The organism is Streptomyces javensis, from assembly GCF_039525925.1.
In the GTDB taxonomy this organism is placed as follows: Bacteria; Actinomycetota; Actinomycetes; order Streptomycetales; family Streptomycetaceae; genus Streptomyces; species Streptomyces asiaticus.
Genome location: NZ_BAAAIF010000030.1, coordinates 82,507 through 100,662, shown reverse-complemented (window position 1 = coordinate 100,662; position 18,156 = coordinate 82,507). Strand labels below are relative to the sequence as shown.

Below are 18,156 nucleotides of genomic sequence, written 5' to 3'. Positions count from 1 at the left end.
GAAGCGATTGTCAGCAGCGAACGCAGCGAACGGGGAGGGACAAGCGACGTGTCCGGGAATTCCGGGAACCTCGTCAGCCATACCGCCGTGATCAGTTGCCCGCACGGCGGACGCGTACAGGCGGCATCCGGTGCGTCGTCGTCCGGTGTGCGGCTCGACGGGCAGCCCATGCCATCCGCCGACGACGTCTTCACGGTCGTCGGCTGCCCGCACACCGTCGACCGCGTCCCGCTGCCGTGCACCACCGTCCGGTGGACTCCGGACCGCGACACAGTGCTGATCGACGGCGTGCCCGTCCTGCTCGACACCTCCTCGGCACAGTGCTTCAGCGCGGGGCTCGTGCCGCAGGGGCCACCCGTCGTCTCCGCCGCGCGGCAAGGGGTGAGGTGCGGATGAGGACACCGACAGGCAGGACACCGACAGGCAGGACACGGACCGGCAGAACACACACCGTACGGACCGACATCGCCTTCCCGTTCCGTATCGACCGGCGCGGGCGCACCGCGCACGCCGACCACGACGACCACATACGCGATCTGATCGAGCAGTTGCTCTTCACCAGCCCCGGCGAACGCGTCATGCGGCCGGACTTCGGCTGCGGGCTGCTCGACCTCGTCTTCACGCCCAACAGCCCCGAACTGGCCTCCGCCGTCGGGCTGTCCGTCCAGGCGTCGCTCCAGCGCTGGCTCGGCGAGCTGATCGAGGTGGAGTCCCTGGACGTGGTCAGCGAGGAGAACGTCGTACGCGTCCATCTGCGGTATGTGGTGCGCGCCACCGCAAGCCTGCGCGATGAGGTGTTCGAGGGGAGGGGCGCCGCGTGAGCCACCCCTCCACCGCGTCACGGCGCGATCGCATCAGGGCCGCCCACCTCAACGGGGTCGACGCCGTCGAGGTCGGCGACGACGGCGTCACCCTCACCGTCACCTTCCTGGGCAAGGCCCCGCACGGCCTGTGCCCGGAGAACGTACGCGTCGACGGCGGCCGCCGGATCACCGGCATCGAGGTCATGGAGATCTCCGTCGAGCGCGAGGAGGACCCCGAGCTCGACGACAAGCTGTACGTCACCGTGGACCGGGCCGGGGACACCTCCACCTACCGGCTCTCCCTCGTGGACACCGACCCCTACGGGCGCCCCGGCACCGAGCCCTTCCCCGGCTTCGACCAGCGGTACTACTCCGCCGAGTTCACCTTCCGGCCAGACTGCCCCACCCTCTTCGACTGCCAGGACGAGACCCCGCCCCTCCCCGCCGCCCTCCACCCCGCTCCCGTCATCGACTACACCGCCCGCGACTACGACACCCTCCGCCAGGTCGTCCTGGACCGGCTCCGCCTCACCACCCCCGAGTGGGTCGAGCGCAACGCCGCCGACCTCGGCATCACCCTGGTCGAGCTGCTCGCCTACACCGCGGACCAGATCAGCTACCAGCAGGACGCGGTGGCCACCGAGGCGTATCTCGACACCGCCCGCCGCCGGGTGTCCGTACGCCGCCACGTACGGCTCATCGACTATCCGATGCACGACGGCTGCAACGCCCGCGCCTTCGTCACCGTGGAGACGGTCGAGCCGCTGACGCTGAGCCCGGGGGAGTACCGCTTCGCCGCCGTGGACATCCGTACGCTCGGCCCGCTGGACCGGCCGGACATCGGGGCCGTGCTGGACGACCGGGAGCTCGCCGTGCTCGATGAGCGCGGATCGGTGGAGGTGTTCGAGCCCGTCGTCACCGATCGACCCCTCCACCTGCGGCCGGAACACCACCGCATCCGCCTGTGGACCTGGGGCGGCGAGGTGTGCTCGCTGCCGGTGGGCGCCACGTCCGCGACCCTGCGCGACGCGTGGGCCGACGAGGAGTGCCGGGCCCGCGTGCTTGATCTGCGCCCCGGCGATCTGCTGCTCTTCGAGGAGGTGCGGGGGCCGCGTTCCGGGATGCCCGGCGACGCCGACCCGTCGCACCGGCAGGCCGTGCGCCTCACCTCCGTCACCCCCGCCGTCGACCGGCTCGCCGAGCAGCCGGTGCTCGAGGTCACCTGGGCGCGGGAGGACGCGCTGGCCTTCCCGCTGTGCCTGGCCACCCGGGGCGGTCCGGACTGCGCGCCCGTCGAGGACGTGAGCGTGGCGCGCGGCAATGTGGTGCTGGTCGACCACGGCCGCTCTCTGACCTTCTGCTGCGGCACACCGGAAACCCTCACCGTGCCGCCCGTACCCGCCGTCGCCGGGTCCTGTGACCCACCCGCCTTCGGCTGCTTCGACAAGGACGCCGGGAACGCCCCCGCGCGGCTCATCGACTTCCTGCTGGAGCGGGCCCGCCACGGGCGGCAGCTCACCCCCGACGACGTACGGGAGCTGATCACCACCGTCGGCCTGGAAGCGACCGGCCGGGCCGGGATCGGTCTGGAGGCGGCCGGGCAGCGGCGCGAGAAGGTCGTGCCCGGCACCGCGTACGCCCAGGCCGAGGCCCTGCGGACACTTCTCGCCCAGTCCGTCTACCCCGGGATCGTGCCGCGCTTCCGGCCCGTACTGCACCAGGCGCCCGTCACCCAGGCCGTGCCCTTCCCCGATCCGCGCCATATCGCGGCCGGGCAGGCCGAGCACCTGGCCGCCGTCCCGGGGCGGGTGCGGGAGCGGCTGACGGAGCTGTGGCGCAGTGCCCGGGACCGCGACGGGCTCTCGGACGAGGAGATCGCCGAGCTGGCCGTCCTGTTCGGGCCGCGGGTCCTGGAGCGCCTCGAACTGGCCCGCCACCCCGTCCGCGCGCTGCGCGAGCTGCTGCACCGCTGCGACCGGCTGCTCGACGCCAAGCTGGGGCGCCTGGCCGCACTGACCGCCAGGGCCCGGGCGGGCACCGTCCTGGACGGGCGCATCGCCTGGGAGATCGCGCACAGCTGGGGCCGGGCGTACGCCGCCGGGCTGCGCCCGGAAGATCCGGTGCTGCACGGTCCGGCCGCCGCGCTCGTCCAGGATCCACGGGCCGCGCTTCCCGCCGTGACGATCGAGGACGGCGACGAGACCTGGACACCGCGCCGCGATCTGCTCACCTCCCGCCCCCGGGACCGCCACTTCGTCGGCGAGCTGGAGGACGACGGCCGCATCGCGCTGCGCTTTGGCGACGGCCGGTACGGCGCGGTGCCGAGGCCCGGGGCACGCCTCGCGGTCCACTACCGGACCGGCGGTGGCACGGCGGGCAACGTCGGCCCCGAGGCCATCAACCACCTGGTGCTGTGCCGGGATCCGGAACGCCCGGAAAAGGCTGCCAGCGGACGGCCCCTGCCCGTGGCCGGGGTGCGCAATCCGCTGCCCGCCGTCGGCGGCACCGAGCCCGAGCCGGTCGAACAGGTCCGCCAGCTCGCCCCGCTCGATCTGAGGCGCACCCGGCACCGGGCCATCACCGCCGAGGACTACGCGGCGCTCGCCGCCGAACTGCCCGGGGTGCAACGCGCGGCGGCGGAGATCCGCTGGACCGGCAGTGTGCGGGAGGCGCATGTCGCCATCGACGCGTACGGGACCGGGGCACCGCCCCCCGCCCTCCTGGACGCGGTCGCGCACGCCCTGGAGGGCTACCGCCGGATCGGACACGACCTGGTGGTCGGCCCGGCCCGCGCCGTGCCGCTGGACATCGCGCTCGAGGTGTGCGCCGCGCCCGGACACCAGCACGGGCAGATCCTCGCCGAGCTGTACCGGGCGCTGGGGAGCCGTCGGCTCTCCGGCGGGCGGCTCGGCTTCTTCCACCCCGACGCGCTGACCTTCGGCGAACCGGTGCGGCTCAGCCGGCTGGTGGCGGTCGCCGCGGCGGTGCCGGGGGTGCGACGCGTCGAGGTCAGCCGGCTGCGGCGGCTGTGGCACGAGGGGCTGGAGGGGCCGAAGGAGCCCGATGACGGCACCTCGTACGAGACATCACACGGCGAGGCGCTGGAGGAGGGCATCCTGCGCATCGGCCCCCTGGAGATCGCCCAATGCGACAACGACCCCGAACGGCCCGAGAACGGCCGCCTGGTCATCGAGCTGAAGGGGGCCCGATGAGCGACCACCCCGACCACCCCGACCACTCCGACCACGTCAACTCCGGTGGCCGCGGCTGCGGTTGCAGTTGCGGCGGCCACGACGAGCGCCGGGCCGCCCCGGGTATCCCGCACAACCCGCCCGGCCGCACCGCCCTGGACTATCGCGTCGGCGACTACGGCTCGTTCCTGGCCGCCATGCTCGACCGGCTCGCCTCGCCCGCCTACCCCGCGCTGCGCGGCCTGACCGTACGCACCCCGGACGACCCGGCCATCGGGCTGCTGGACGCCTGGGCGGTCCTGGGCGACCTGCTGACCTTCCACTCCGAGCGGATCGCCGACGAGGGCTATCTGCGCACCGCCCGCGACCCCCGCTCGCTCGCCCTGCTGGGCCGGCTGGTGGGGCATGTGCCACGGCCGGGCGTGGCCGCCGACACCCACCTCGCGTACACCCTGGACCGGGATCCGCGCGCCGAGGACGTGGTGGTGACGATTCCGCGCGGGGCCATCAGCCACAGCGTCCCGGCGGCCTCCGACGAGGAGTCGCAAACCTTCGAGACCAGCGAGGAGCTGACGGCCCGCTGGGCGTGGAACGAACTGGCGGTGCGCCGCCGCCGGCCCGCCCTGATCGGCCCCGACGACCTGCGGCGCCGCTCCGAGCTGCTGGTGTCCGGAACCTCGCTCGGGCTGACCGTCGGCGACAAGCTGCTCCTCGTCTTCGGCGGGACGGCGGAGTCCGGGGGCGGCGGCAAGCGGCTGCTGCTGCCGGTGGCGCGGGTGACCGTCGACCGTGAGGAGGACGTGACGGCGATCGGGCTGCCGGAGTCCGCCCCGCCGTCCCTCAAGGAGCTGGTGGACGAGGTACGGCGGTGGATCACCGACCCGGAGGCGGACGAGGACCCGGACGACCGGGGGGACGCCGAGCCCACGCCGGACCACCCCGATCCGCGTCCCGTCAGCCGCCTGATCGAGGAGTTCGACGCGCAGGTGCTGGCGCCGCTGCGGGGCGACCTGGACGGGATCACCACGCCCGGACAGCTCGCCCGGCGGCTCGCCGAACCGCATGACCGGCTGGCGGAGGCGCAGGTGCTGGCCGCCCCGTACGAGGAGGTGGCCGCCTGGTTCGAGCGGCTGGAAGCGGTGGTCGGTGAACTGCGCGAGCGTGCGGCGGAGTTGGACGCCGCCGGGTCCGGCGAGGTGCGGCTGCGGTCCCAGCTCGCCGAGGACCGGCCCGCGGCCGGCAGCGCGACCGGAAGCCACGGCTCCGCCACCGGGACCCAAGGCTCCGCCACCGGGACCCACGGCTCCGCCACCGGGACCCACGGCTCCGCCACCGGGACCCACGGCTCCGCCACCGGGACCCACGGCCCCGCCCACGGCACCGCCGCCCTGCGCGCGCTCGGCGCCGTCCTGCCCGCCCTGCGCACCCGTGTCGTACGGCCCCCGTCCGGCGCCCGCGCCACGGCGGCGCACGATCCGGGGCGGCTCTTCGGGCCCGGCTCCGACCTGGCCGCCGGGCTGCTCTCCGCCCTCGACCCGAGGGTGGGGAGCGGGATGTACGCCGCGTGGCGCCGGGCCGCCCCGCCCGCCACCGCCCCGCCCGGGACCCTCCCGCTGCTGCGCGAGCTGCTGGCGCTGCGGGTGACGGCCGCGCCCTTCGGGGCGATGGCGCCGCTCAAGCCGGTGCAGGACGACCGGGGCCGGGTCATCCGGCAGACCGACTGGCCGTTGACCGGCGGGGAGTTGACCGCCGTACGGATCGTGTACGACACGGCGGGCAAGGTGCCGGTGAAGGCGGAGTTCCAGCACATCGAGACCGGGACGTCATGGCAGCGCAGCGAGAATCTGCCCAACACCATCTCGTTCACGCTGGGCCCCGGCCAGATCCAGCTGTCCACCCGCACCGGCCAGGACCATGACCTGGGCTGGCTCCGGGGCCGTCCCACCGACTCGCAGGAGCCCGGTGTCACCGCCACCCTGCTGCCCGGACTGCCCGCGCTCACCCTGTTCGTGTCCCGGCCCGCCGAGGACGGGCGGGTGCATGTGGTCGTGGACAACGGGGACACCCAGCAGTGGATGCTGAGCCGTGGCGAACCCCCGAAGCAGATCACTTACGGGTCCTACGAACTGACGCTGCGGTTCACCCCCGGCAGTGAGCCCCCGGCCGTCGAGATCGGCATCGCCACCGTGCCCGAGCCCACCAACCGCTATGTGCTGCCACTGGATTCGGTCCAGGACTCCATCACGGTCGGCAGCTGGGTGGCCGTCGAGCGCCCCCGCAAGGGTTCCGGCGAGCCGGACGGCATCCCGGGCGACAAGAAGCTCGCCTCCCTCACCACCCGTGTCGTCGCCGTGCGCACCGCCGCGTACACCAACTACGGCATCACCGGCCGCGGCACCCAGCTGACCCTCGCCGACCCGTGGCTCGACGAACACGATGTGCTGCTCTCCGCCATCCGCGACACCACCGTGCACGCGGGCGGTGAGCCGCTGCGACCGGCGGACGAGCTGCTGGGCGAGGATGTGCACGGCAACGAGATCGAGCTCGCCGAGCTGTACGACGGGCTGCGGCCCGGCCGCCGGATCGTCGTCTCCGGTGAGCGCGCCGACCTCCCGGGTCCGGCCGGTCCGGGCGCCCCGACCGGGGTCCGGGGCACGGAACTGGCGGTGATCGCCGCCGTGGACCAGCGCGTCGACCCCGATCTGCCCGGCGACCATGTGCACACCACTCTCACCCTCACCGCCGATCTGGCCTACCGTTACCGCCGCGAGACGGTCCGCGTCCAGGGCAACGTCGTGCCCGCCACGCACGGCGAGAGTCGGGACGAGCCCATCGGCAGCGGCGACCCGGCCGTGGCCAACCAGACCTTCACGCTGTGGCAGTCGCCGCTGACCTGGCTCCCCGCGGACAACCCCCTGGGCGCCGCCCCCGCCCTCGAGATCCGCGTCGACGGGCTGCTGTGGCACCGGGTGGACAGCCTCGCCGGACGCGGACCCCGTGAGCGCGTCTACGTCACCGGGACCACCGGCGACGGGCGGACCACGGTGACCTTCGGCGACGGGGCGCACGGCGCCCGGCTGCCCGGCGGCCACGAGAACGTACGGGCCCGCTACCGCTTCGGCACCGGCGAGGCCGCCAACGTGCCCGCGGACCGCATCACCCAGGCCCTCACCCGGCCCCTCGGCGTCACCGCCGTCACCAATCCGCAGCCCGCCACCGGCGGCGCGGACGGCGACGGCCCGGGCCTGACCCGCCGCACCGTCCCGCTCGCGGTCTCCGCGCTCGACCGGCTGGTCTCCGTCCAGGATTACGAGGACTTCGCCCGGTCCCGCGCGGGCATCGGCCGGGCCGCCGCCCGCGAACTCTTCGACGGTCGGCGCAGGGTGCTCCATGTGACCGTGGCCGGGGTGGACGACGCGCCGATCGGCGCGGACGCGGAGGTGCTGCGCGCCCTGCGCGCCTCGCTGGCCGCGTACGGGGACACCCGGCTGCCGGTCCGGGTGGATGTGCGGGAACTGGTGCTGCTGGTGCTGGTGGCACGGGTGAAGGTGGCGCCGGACCACTCCTGGGAGCTGGTCGAACCCCGGCTGCGCCAGGCCCTGCTGCGCGAACTCGGCTATCCGGGACGTGAGTTGGGACAGCCCGCCGCGCTCTCCGAGGTGCTGGCCACCGCCCAGTCGGTGCCCGGAGTGGACTATGTGGACGTGGACGCCTTCACCGGCGTCCCGGCCGCCGGTACCCCGCGGGAACTGGCCGATCTGGCCGCCCGGCTCACCGAGCCCGGCGCCGTGGTCCCCGCCCGGCCCGCCGAGTACGCCGAGGACACCTACCGGGTCACCGCCACCGACGGCGAGACGCTCACCGACATCGCCGGACGCCACGGCATCCCGCTCGCCGAACTGCTGCGCCTCAACCCCGACATCACCGACACCCGCCGCCTGGCCGAGGGCCGCTCGGTGTCCGTGTTCCGCGGCATCCGCCCGGCGCGGCTCGCGATCTTCTCACCCGATGTGCCGGACACGCTGATCCTCACGGAGGTCACCTCATGAGCAGGGAGCCGGACGGGCTCGCCGAACTGCTTCCGCAGTGGCATCGCCTCAGGGACGCCGAGGCGGGCGAGCCCCTGCGCGCCCTGCTCGCCGTGCTCGCCGAGCAGGTCGATCGGGTGCGGGACGGGGTTGAGCACAGTTACGACGACTGGTTCGTGGAGACCGCCACCGCATGGGTGCTGCCGTATCTGGGCGATCTGGTGGGCTACCGCCCGCTGCCCGGCTACGAGCGGGTGCTGGCCACCGGACTGCGCGACGGCGGACCGCCGGACGCCTCCCTGGCGCGGCTGGCCGAGGCGCTGGCGCCGCGCCGGGACGTGGCCGCCACCGTGGCCTACCGGCGGCGCAAGGGCACGCTCGCGCTGCTGGAGGAGCTCTCCGCGTCGGTGGCCGGATGGCCCGCCCGCGCCGTCGAACTCTCCCGGCTCACCGCACACCAGCAGCCGGTCAAGCTCTACGGCGGGACCGGCGGCGCGGCGGCGGACCCGCGCAGGCTCTCCCGGGGCCGGCTCGCCGAGCTGCGGGACGGGGCGGCGCTGGACCTGGCGGGCGGGCCGTTCGGGACGGTGGCGCGCTCGGTGGACGTACGGCGCGCGGGCTCCCGCCGCAGACAGGGCGGCCACACCCCGGCCGGGGTCGGGCTGTTCGTGTGGCGGCTGAAGCCGTACCGCGTGACCAGGGCGCCCGCGTACTGCATCGACCGGGCCCGCAACCTCTATACCTTCTCGATCCTCGGCAATGACACCCCGCTGGTGACCCGCCCCGAACCCGAGCCGTCGGCCTCGCACATCGCGTCCATCGACAACGTGCCCGCCTACATCCGTCGCCGTCAGCTCGCCGACCATCTCCTCGACGACTACGGACCGGGCAAGAGCTTCACCATCTGGCGGGACGGCCACGACGAGCCCGTACCGCCTTCGGACATCGTGGTGGCCGATCTGACGGACTGGCGCTACCGGGCCAAGCGCGGCCAGGTGGTCATCGACCCCGAGCTCGGCCGGATCGCCTTCGGCTCGCGCACCGCGCCCCGCCACGGCGTCTGGGTCACCTACCACTACGCGTACCCCGACGACATGGGCGGCGGGGAGTACGACCGGGACGACCGCGAGACCTCCCCGACCGCGGAGGTCTACCGGGTCGGCCCGGGGTGCGCGTACCAGCGGATCATGGACGCGTACCGGCAGTGGCGGCACGACCGGCGGGGCGGGCGATGCGGCCCGGAGGGCATCATCGAGATCACCCACAGCGGTGCCTACCAGGAGCAGCTGGACTTCGACCTGGACCCGGGCGACCGGCTCGAACTGCGCGCCGCCGAGGGCACCCGGCCGGTGATCCGGCTGCTGGACTGGTACAGCAACCGCCCCGACGCGCTCAACATCCGGGCCCGGGAGGAGCAGGGAAACACCGGTGGCGAGGCGCCGCGCATCGTGCTGGACGGGCTGCTGATCGCGGGACGCGGGCTCAATGTCACCGGGCCGGTCGGCGCCGTGGTGCTGCGCCACTGCACCCTCGTCCCCGGCTGGTCCCTGGAGCCGGAGTGCGAGCCGCGCTCGCCCGACGAGCCCAGCCTGGTCCTGGAGCGCACCACCGCGTGTGTCCAGATCGAGCGCAGCGTTCTCGGCACCATCGAGGTGATCGGCGAGGAGGTGCGCACCGATCCGCTCGCCCTCCACATCCGCGACTCCATCCTGGACGCCACCGGACACGACCGCCCGGCGCTGTCCGCCCCGGACTGCCGCCACGCCCACGCCGTACTGCACGCCCACCGCACCACCGTCATCGGCGAAGTGCACACCCACGCCGTGCGGATCGGTGAGAACAGCCTCTTCACCGGGCGGATGCACGTGGCCCGGCGCGGTGTCGGATGTCTGCGGTTCAGCTATGTGCCGCCGGGCTCGCGCACCCCGCGCCGCCACCGCTGCCAGCCGGATCTGGTGGGGGCGGAGCAGGCGTGGCGGGTGCGGCCGCTGTTCAGCGGCGAGCGCTACGGCACCCCGGTGTACGGGCAGTTGGCGGCCGGATGCGCGGAGGAGATCCGCCGGGGCGCCGAGGACGGCGCCGAGCTGGGCGCCTTCCACGACCTGTACCAGCCGCAGCGCGAGGACAGCCTGTGGGCACGGCTCGCGGAGTACGCGCCGGCGGGCACGGACGCGGGAGTCATCGCTGTGACGTGAACCGATGTGCCACCGACACCGATGCCCCGACCCGCGCCCGCCAGACTTCCGAACCTTCCGAGGGGGACCCCTTCCATGCACGCCGACCTCTCCCGACTCACCTTCCGGCCCGAACGGCGCTACTCCGCCGTCGTCGCCCAGCAGGGCCGCGTACAGCTCGACGCCGACGCCAACGAGCAGACCGCGATCCAGCTCCACCAGGCCCGTACGCTCGCCGCCGACCTGATCGGGCAGCACGGCGGCCCGTCCGGGGACGCCGGATTCCACATCCGGTTCAAGGGCGGCAGCCGCGATCTGGACGACCTGATCATCGAGGGCGGCCGCTACTACGTGGACGGCATCCTGTGCGACGCGACCCGGCCGCTGCCCGGCGCGGCCGTCGACGACGAGGCGGCGGACGGGGCCTCCGGCACGGAGGGCGAGGCCGACCCGCCCGAGCCCGACGAGCCGCCCGCCACCTGGACCTACTGGGACCAGCCCGACGCCTACCGGGACCCGGAGCGGCCGGGCGACCGGCTGCCGGAGCAGCGTCCGTTCCTGGTCGCCCTGAAGGTGTGGGAGCGGTCGGTGACCGCCGCCGAGGACCCGGCGCTGCGCGAAGTGGCCCTCGGGTCGGCGATGCCGGACACGGCGGCGCGGGTCAAGGTGGTCTGGCAGGTGCTGCCGGTGGAGAGCACGGCGCTGGAGCTGGAGAACCCGGGAGGGGCGAGCAAGGAGCAGGTGGGCAAGGCGTTCGAGGCGTGGGTGCGGAAGGCCACGGCGCCCGGGTCCCGGCTGGCGGCGCGCGCCGAGCGGCCGGAACACGCGGACCAGGACCCCTGCCTGGTCCGCCCGGACGCCCGTTACCGGGGGCCGGAGAACCAGCTGTACCGGGTGGAGATCCACGAGGGCGGCACGGCGAAGGAGGCCACCTTCAAATGGTCCCGGGAGAACGGCTCGGTGGTCTTCCCGGTCGATGAACTCGACGGCACCTGGGTCGAGTTGGCGTCGCTGGGCAGCGACGACAAGCTGGACCTGGGCGTCGGGGACCTGGTGGAGTTCGTGGACACCGCCTACACCAGCCGGGGCGAACCGCTGCCGCTGCTGCGGGTGGAGGAGGTCGACCTGCCGGGGCGGCGGGTGCGGCTGTCCGGTGAGCCCGAGCCGGGCGTCGGCCGCCGCCCCGAGCTGCGGCCGTTCCTGCGCCGCTGGGACCACCGGGAGACCGCCCGGCGCCCCCGCAAGGGCGCGGCGGCGCGGCTGAAGCGCGGTGCGCTCAAGGTCGAGGAGGGCCGCTGGCTGCCGCTGGAGGACGGGGTCGAGGTGTACTTCGCCCCCGACGGCGCCTACCGCTCCGGGGACCACTGGCTGATCCCGGCCCGCACCGCAACGGGCGGCGTGGAGTGGCCGGTGAACGCGGCCCGCAAACCGCTCCTCCGGGCCCCGGACGGGATCCAGGCGCACTACGCGCCCCTGGCGTGGGTGACCGCCGAGCAGGCGGAGCTGGACCTGCGGATGGTGTTCGGGCCGCTGGCCGTGCCCGCCCCGGCCGCGGACGCGTCGGCGCTCGCGGCGGAGGCCGAGGCGGCGGCCGAGACCAGGGCCAGGGAGGACGCCGAACCGGAAGCGTAGCCCCGGTGCGGAGCCGATTGAGTTCCGTGCCCGTGGCATCCGTACATCACCATGCCTCATCCCTAAGGAGCACACCACCATGGCCACGCCGCTCACCGCCGACCGTCTGCTCAAGGCGCTTCGCGACGAGGGACTGGAAGTCCATGAGTACCGCGACTGGCGGACTCACAACCGCAACAGCAAGGGCCCCTGGGGGCCGGTCAACGGTGTGATGATCCATCACACCGTCACCAAGGGCACGGACTCCTCCGTGGAGCTGTGTTACGAGGGGCACTCCTCGCTGCCGGGGCCGCTGTGCCACGGCGTCATCGACAAGGCGGGCGCGGTCCACCTGGTCGGCAACGGCCGCGCCAACCACGCGGGCCTGGGCGACAGCGATGTGCTCAGAGCCGTCGTCAACGAATCCGCGCTGCCCCCCGACAACGAGGCCGACACCGACGGCAACCGCCACTTCTACGGCTTCGAGTGCATCAACCTCGGCGACGGCGAGGACCCCTGGCCGGAGGCGCAGAAGCTGGCGATCGAGAAGGTGTCCGCGGCCATCTGCCGCGCCCACGGCTGGACCCAGCGCTCGGTGATCGGCCATCTGGAGTGGCAGCCGGGCAAGGTCGACCCGCGTGGTTTCACGATGGACAGCATGCGCAGCCGCGTCGCCAAGCGGCTCGGCGCCAAACCGGACGGCCCGGCACCCAAGCCACCGGCGACCTACGAGCCGTTCCCGGGCGCCGACTTCTTCCGCGACGGCCGTGAAAGCAAGATCATCACGGCGATGGGCAAGCGGCTGGTGGCCGAGGGCTGCGGACGCTACGAGGAGGGCCCGAGCCCGGAGTGGACCGAGGCGGACCGCAAGTCCTACGCGGCCTGGCAGCGCAAGCTGGGCTACTCCGGCGATGACGCGGACGGCGTCCCCGGCAAGACCAGCTGGGACAAGCTGCGCGTGCCGAACGTCTGACCGCGGGGTCCAGGGGCGAAGCCCCTGCCACGCGGCGGAGCCGCATATCGACGCCGCGGGAAGGAGCGGGCAGGGGAACCCGCGGGCCGGTGGCGGCTTCCCCTGCCCCCGGGGGCGGAGCGAGGAGCGGGTCAGCCGTCCTCGCTCCCGCCCCCGGGGCGGCCCGCGTCCAGCAGCGGGTCGATACCCGCCCGGAGGAAGCGCAGCAGGGTGTCGTCCGGCGTGGCGGCCAGCGCCGGTGAGCGGATGGCCAGGCGCAGCAGGGTGATGCCCATCAGCCACGCCGCCATCAACTCGGCCCGCAGCTCGGCGTCCTCGCCCTCCAGACGCCGAGCGAACCCCTCCGAGAACACCTCGGTGATTTCCTCGCGGAACCGCCCGACGGTCTCCTCCCGGCTGGAGGAGCGCAGCTTGGTCAGCAGCGGATGCGGGGCCTCCTCCTCGGTGGGCCCCGTGGAGACCACATCGCAGATCCACGCCGACACCTCGTCCAGCGGCAGATGGCGCAGCGGCTCGAACATGCCGGTGCTGGCCGACACGGCGTCGAACAGCGCCTCCTTTGAGCCGAAATAGCGGTAGACCAGGGCGGCGTCCACCCCCGCGTCCTTGGCGATGTCGCGCACGCTGGTGCCGTCGTAGCCGTACCTGGCGAACCGCAGCGCCGCGGCCCCCAGCAGGGCGCTGCGCGTGCCCGCCGCGTCGTATCTGCGGGCGCGGCGAGGGTGGTCGTCGCACCCTCCTGTGTCGCTTGCCCGGTTCACTCGTCGTACCTCCGCCTGGACCGTGCCGTACATGCTGCCGGTTCAGCCTCGCATGTCCAGAAGTCATCCACTGTTGTCATCACTTGTTGACCAAGCTGTGGGTCGGCGCGTTATGTTTTGTCAACGCGTGGTGACTTTGGTCGCCGCAGCGCGCGATCCCGGCCGGACGACGGTGTCCGGCCCGCTCGTCTCCCGACCGGGCGGCCCCGTGCCGCCCTCGCCACGCATCCGCATCTGACCCCCAGCAGAAGTGGTGATTCCCTGTGCAGATACGACGCGTCGCGGTGGTGGGCACCGGCTATGTCGGACTGACCACCGGCGCCTGTCTGGCCACCCTCGGCCATCGAGTGGTGTGCGCGGACACCGACCACCAGAAGGTCGAACGGCTCCGGCGCGGACAGGTCGACATCCTCGAGCCCCGGCTGCCCGAACTCGTCCGCGAGGGACTGGACTCCGGGCGGCTCGCGTTCATCCGCGACACCCGGGCCGCGGTCGCCGGCGCCGACGTGGTGTTCCTGTGCCTGCCGACCCCGATGGGCGTCGGTGGCGCCGCCGACCTGGCCGCCGTCGAGGCGGTGGCGGACCAGATCCGCGACGCGCTGCCGAGCGGCAGCGTGGTGGTCAACAAGTCCACCGTGCCCGTGGGCACCGCCGAGCGCGTCGCCGCGCTGCTGGACCGCCCCGACGTGACCGTGGTGTCCAACCCGGAGTTCCTCCGCGAGGGTTACGCGGTGCGCGACTTCCTCCACCCCGACCGCATCGTGGTCGGCGCCGCGGACCGGGACGCGGCGCGGCGGGTGGCGGACCTGTACGCCGGTCTTGACGCCCCGCTGGTGCTCACCGATGCCGCGGGCGCCGAACTCGCCAAGTACGCGGCCAACTTCTTCCTGGCCATGAAGCTCTCCTTCGCCAACAACCTCGCCACGCTCTGCGAGCACTTCGGCGCCGATGTGGACGATGTGCTCACGGGCATCGGCCACGACCCCCGCATCGGCTCGGCCTTCCTCAAACCTGGCCCCGGCTGGGGCGGCTCCTGCCTGCCCAAGGACACCCACGCCCTGCTGACGATCTGCCAGGAGTCGGGCGTGGACTTCCCGCTGCTGGGCGCCACCATCGAGACCAACGTCGAACACCAGCGGCGGCTCGTGGAGCGCGTGGTGGCCGGATGCACCCCGGGCGACGGCTCGCTGCGCGGCGTACGGCTGGCGGTGCTGGGCCTGGCCTTCAAGGCGGGCACCTCCGATCTGCGCGACTCACCGGCCCTGGCCATCGCCCGGCTGCTCAAGGAGCGGGGCGCCGACCTCCACGCCTACGACCCCGCGCTCAGCGAGACCCGCCCCGACCTCAGCGATCTGCTCACCCTCGCGGACACCCCAGAGGAGGCCCTCCGCGGAGCGCGCGCCTGTCTGGTGCTCACCGAGTGGCCGGAGTTCCGCGCCCTCGACTGGAAGCGCGCCGCCGGACTGCTCGGGTCCCCGGTGGTCTACGACTTCCGCAACCTCCTGGACCCCGACCGGCTGCGCCGCGCCGGACTCAGCTGTGAGGGCATCGGCCGCACGCCCGCGATGGCGCGCTGACCGCCCCGCCCGCCCCTTCCTCGCCGTACGAGACCCTTCCCACAGAAAGGCCCCTGCGTTGCGGGTCATGTTCACTACGCTCGGCAGCCCCTCCCACGGCCGCGCCCAGCTTCCCCTGGCCCGGGCCCTCGCGGCGGCAGGCCATGAGGTGCTGGTGGCCACCACCCCGACCCTCGCCGCCGTCTTCGCATCGGACGATGTGCGGGTGACGACGTGCCTCGACGACCTCTCCCCGGCATCCTTCCTCGGCCCCGCGATGGCCGAGGAGGCCGGCCCGGACGGTCCGCCGGACATGGCCCGGATGGACGCTGCGGAACGGCAGGCTTTCCTGCTGCGAGTCGTCGCCAAGGTCCTGTCCGGCCCGATGGCCACAACGCTCTTGGACGCCCTGCTCCCCGTGGCACGCGACTTCCGGCCCGACCTCATCCTGCGCGACGGCATGGACCTCGGCTCCTGCCTCATCGCCGAAACCCTCGGTATACCGCAGCTGCCCACCCCTTCCGGGAGCAGCAACACCTTCAACCCGGACAAGGTGCTGCCGCACCTCAACGCCCTGCGACAGCAGCACGGGCTGTCCACGTCCCAAGACCCGCTGTCGGTGGTCCCGCACGGGCGGATCGACTGCGTACCCCCGGCCTTCTCCTTCGCCCAGCACCTGCCGACGTCCCTGGCCTACCGGCAGACGGTGGACGTGGACCGCGGTGCCGTGCTGCCGCGCTGGGTCGCCGAACTGCCCACCGACCGGCCCCTGATGTTCGCCGCCATCGGCACCGCGATCCCCATGCTCCGCGACAAGGCGCGCGAGGCGGGCGCCTCCGCGTCGCCCATGCCGATGCCGGACCCGGTGCAGACGCTGCGGACCATGATCCAGGCGGTGTCCCGGCTGGAGGAGTGCACCGTCATCCTCGCCACCGGGGGCATCCCCGTGGACACCGACGGGGTGCCGCCGCATGTGCACATCACCGATCGGCTGCCCCAGCCGCTGCTGCTGGAATCCGTGGACCTCTTCCTCACTCACGGCGGCTTCAACAGCATCCGCGAATCGCTGCGCACGGCGACACCGATGGCGGTGCTGCCCCAGTTCGGCGACCAGCCCGGCAACGCACAGCGGGTCGAGGAGCTCGGCCTCGGCCGGCGTATCACCGACCCCACACCGGAGGGCATCACCGCCGTCTGCCGCGAGGTGCTGGCCGACGACGGCTGCCGGGCCCGGGCCCGCCGGGCGCGGCTGGAGATGCTGGCGCTGCCGGAGATCGAGAGCGCCGTCCCCGACCTGGAGAAGCTCGCCGGATAACCCCCGGCTCCGGAGCCCGGGCCCCCGGCGCCCGGGCTCCGGGCCCCGCTCTTCCCCGCGGGTATCCAGCCCCCGCTACGTCCCCCACGCGCGGCAGAGAAGGTTCGCAGGTACGTATGTCGTCCTCATCCACCACCACCGAGCCCACCGAGCCCCAGACCCCCGCCCGGCTGACCCACCGCCAGGTCGTCACCGTGCTGTCCGGGCTGGTGCTCGGCATGTTCCTGGCCGCGCTCGACCAGACCGTGGTCTCCTCGGCGCTGCGCACCATCGCCGACGATCTGCACGGCCTCACCGCCCAGGCGTGGGTGACCACCGCCTATCTCGTCACCGGCACCATCGTCACCCCGCTGTACGGAAAGCTCTCCGACATCTACGGCCGCCGCCCGGTCTATCTGTCCGCGATCGTGCTGTTCACCTTCGGGTCGCTGCTGTGCGGATTCGCCACGTCCATCCATCAGCTCGCGGCGTTCCGGGCGGTGCAGGGCCTCGGCGGTGGCGGGCTGATGTCCCTCGCCATGACGATCATCGCCGACATCACCTCGCCACGGGAGCGCGGCCGCTACCAGGGCTACATCACGGCGGTGTTCGCCGGGTCCAGTGTCATCGGCCCCCTGGTGGGCGGGGTGTTCGCCGGGCGCGCCACGCTGCTGGGGATCGACGGATGGCGCTGGATCTTCCTGGTCAACGTGCCGCTGGCGGCCCTCGCCATCGTGGTGATCCTGCGTGTGCTGCACATACCCCACCAGCCCGTACGGCACCGGCTCGACTACGGCGGGGCGCTCACGCTCGCGGTCGGGATCGTGCCGCTGCTCGTCGTGGCCGAACAGGGGCGGAGCTGGGGCTGGGCCTCGCCCCGGGCGCTGGTGATGTACGCGGTGGGAGTGGCCGGGTTGATCTGCTTCGTCCTGCTGGAGCGGCGGATGGCGGATGCCGCGCTGCTGCCGGTCAGGCTGTTCCGCATCCGCGCGTTCCGGTTGGGCACCGTGCTGCACTTCACCGTGGGCATCACCATGTTCGGCGCCATGACGACCCTTCCGCTCTATCTCCAGCTGGCCAAGGGCATGAGCCCGATGGGGGCGGGCCTGGCCACGCTGCCCACCATGGCGGCGAATGTCACGGTGACCCTGGTGGTGGGCCGGCTGATGTCACGGACGGGCCGGTTCAAAATCCATCTGGCGGCGGGCGTCGGCTCCCTCACCGTCGCCATGCTGGTGTTCGCCACGCTGAGGGACGACAGCCCGCTGTGGTACGTGGCCATCGGCATGGTGTTCATGGGGGCGGGCCTGGGCGCCGCGATGCAGACGATCACCACGCTCGCCCAGTCCGAGGTGCCCGGGCGGGACATGGGGGCGGCCACCGCGTCGGTGAACTTCTTCCGTTCCAACGGCGGCACGGTGGGCGCCGCCGCCTTCCTGTCCATCCTCTTCTCCCTGGCCGGTTCGCGGATCAGCGACCGCCTGGCGGTGGCCTCCGAGGACGCCTCGTTCCGCAGGCTGGCCGGGGAACCGGCGAACGCGGAGGCGCTGAAGGGCGTCGTACGGCCCGACGGCAGCGTGAACCTGGAGGACTCGGCCTTCCTCCACCACCTCGATCCGGCCGTGGCGCAGCCGTTCCTGGAGGGCTATGTCAGCGCCCTGCGCGTGGTCTTCCTCACCGGGGCCGCGGTGGGCCTGATCGCCTTTGTGATCGCCGCCTGGCGGGTGCCGAACACCCAGCTCTCCGCCGACTGACTGACGTGGTC

At 73.3% G+C, this 18,156-nt stretch carries 11 protein-coding genes; 10 read left to right on the top strand and 1 reads right to left on the bottom strand.

Features of this window, described 5'->3' with window-relative positions:
- The first annotated feature begins 48 nt into the window (after nt 1-48).
- From ABD329_RS25485 to ABD329_RS25455, 7 genes are all read left to right on the top strand, one after another.
- Nucleotides 49-396: a hypothetical protein gene (locus tag ABD329_RS25485; protein WP_198280882.1), complete on the top strand. Its 348-nt coding sequence runs from the start codon at nt 49-51 to the stop codon at nt 394-396.
- Nucleotides 393-821 carry a GPW/gp25 family protein gene (locus tag ABD329_RS25480; RefSeq protein ID WP_214665549.1) on the top strand — a complete coding sequence of 143 codons (429 nt, stop codon included), beginning with the start codon at nt 393-395 and terminating at the stop codon, nt 819-821. Before ABD329_RS25485 ends, ABD329_RS25480 begins: the two co-directional genes overlap by 4 nt.
- The gene (locus tag ABD329_RS25475; RefSeq protein ID WP_344316952.1) at nt 818-4,015 is read left to right on the top strand and encodes a putative baseplate assembly protein; all 3,198 of its coding nucleotides are present in this window, start codon (nt 818-820) and stop codon (nt 4,013-4,015) included. The genes ABD329_RS25480 and ABD329_RS25475 overlap by 4 nt, the downstream gene beginning before the upstream one ends.
- Nucleotides 4,012-8,043, top strand: coding sequence for a putative baseplate assembly protein (locus ABD329_RS25470; protein ID WP_344316950.1), 4,032 nt, complete (start codon nt 4,012-4,014; stop codon nt 8,041-8,043). Before ABD329_RS25475 ends, ABD329_RS25470 begins: the two co-directional genes overlap by 4 nt.
- Nucleotides 8,040-10,217: a hypothetical protein gene (locus ABD329_RS25465; protein ID WP_198279281.1), complete on the top strand. Its 2,178-nt coding sequence runs from the start codon at nt 8,040-8,042 to the stop codon at nt 10,215-10,217. The genes ABD329_RS25470 and ABD329_RS25465 overlap by 4 nt, the downstream gene beginning before the upstream one ends.
- A 75-nt stretch (nt 10,218-10,292) precedes the next feature.
- On the top strand, nt 10,293-11,828 hold the full coding sequence (locus tag ABD329_RS25460; RefSeq protein WP_198279282.1) for a DUF6519 domain-containing protein: 1,536 nt from the start codon (nt 10,293-10,295) through the stop codon (nt 11,826-11,828).
- Between the two features lie 79 nt (nt 11,829-11,907).
- Nucleotides 11,908-12,780: a peptidoglycan-binding protein gene (locus ABD329_RS25455; protein ID WP_198279283.1), complete on the top strand. Its 873-nt coding sequence runs from the start codon at nt 11,908-11,910 to the stop codon at nt 12,778-12,780.
- A 131-nt stretch (nt 12,781-12,911) separates the two neighbouring features.
- Here the strand turns inward: ABD329_RS25455 and ABD329_RS25450 are convergent, their stop codons facing one another.
- A complete protein-coding gene (locus ABD329_RS25450) occupies nt 12,912-13,541 on the bottom strand; it encodes a TetR/AcrR family transcriptional regulator (protein WP_309142823.1) in 630 nt (209 codons plus the stop codon).
- Nucleotides 13,542-13,804: 263 nt separating this feature from the next.
- Here ABD329_RS25450 and ABD329_RS25445 point away from each other — a divergent pair, with 263 nt between their 5' ends.
- The 3 genes from ABD329_RS25445 (at nt 13,805) to ABD329_RS25435 (ending at nt 18,145) form a co-directional block, all read left to right on the top strand.
- A complete protein-coding gene (locus ABD329_RS25445) occupies nt 13,805-15,118 on the top strand; it encodes a UDP-glucose dehydrogenase family protein (protein WP_198279285.1) in 1,314 nt (437 codons plus the stop codon).
- Between the two features lie 67 nt (nt 15,119-15,185).
- The gene (locus tag ABD329_RS25440) at nt 15,186-16,412 is read left to right on the top strand and encodes a glycosyltransferase (RefSeq protein ID WP_198279286.1); all 1,227 of its coding nucleotides are present in this window, start codon (nt 15,186-15,188) and stop codon (nt 16,410-16,412) included.
- A gap of 116 nt (nt 16,413-16,528) precedes the next feature.
- Nucleotides 16,529-18,145 carry an MDR family MFS transporter gene (locus ABD329_RS25435; protein WP_344316948.1) on the top strand — a complete coding sequence of 539 codons (1,617 nt, stop codon included), beginning with the start codon at nt 16,529-16,531 and terminating at the stop codon, nt 18,143-18,145.
- Nucleotides 18,146-18,156 lie beyond the last annotated feature (11 nt).